The sequence below is a fragment of the Gelidibacter salicanalis genome, from assembly GCF_016469035.1.
In the GTDB taxonomy this organism is placed as follows: Bacteria; Bacteroidota; Bacteroidia; order Flavobacteriales; family Flavobacteriaceae; genus Gelidibacter; species Gelidibacter salicanalis_A.
Window position 1 is genome coordinate 1 of sequence record NZ_JAEHJZ010000354.1, and the last position, 354, is coordinate 354.

1 protein-coding gene is annotated in these 354 nt (G+C 46.3%); it reads right to left on the reverse strand.

The features are described from left to right. A partial coding sequence (locus JEM65_RS21655) for a hypothetical protein (RefSeq protein ID WP_439953526.1) occupies window positions 1–335 on the reverse strand: 335 nt, incomplete at its 3' end. Between the last annotated feature and the right edge of the window lie 19 nt (window positions 336–354).

Consider the following 354-nt stretch of genomic DNA (forward strand, 5'->3'; position numbering starts at 1 on the left):
GTTTTGGCGAATAAATTGTAATCTTGCCACGTCACCTCTCCTAGGATGCGCCCTGAATATTGGTCGAGGTGAGTCGTGCGATCTTGGGTTGGATCGATAATGTCACCGCCCATGGTATTCGCAGCCACGGTGTAAACGCCCGTTTCTGAGCGCGGGAAATTGACTTTATATTGCGTAAAACCAAGAGATTGAGCTTTTGCTATCACATCATCAATCGAGAAATTACTCGCAGATAATACATGCTGAGAATGATCCTCACCCATCTTAGAATGATCATGAGCTTCAGACGCTTCTTCTACTTGGTGGACGTGTTCTGCTGGCTTATCTTGAGACAAAGGCAGTGGCGTTTGCTCT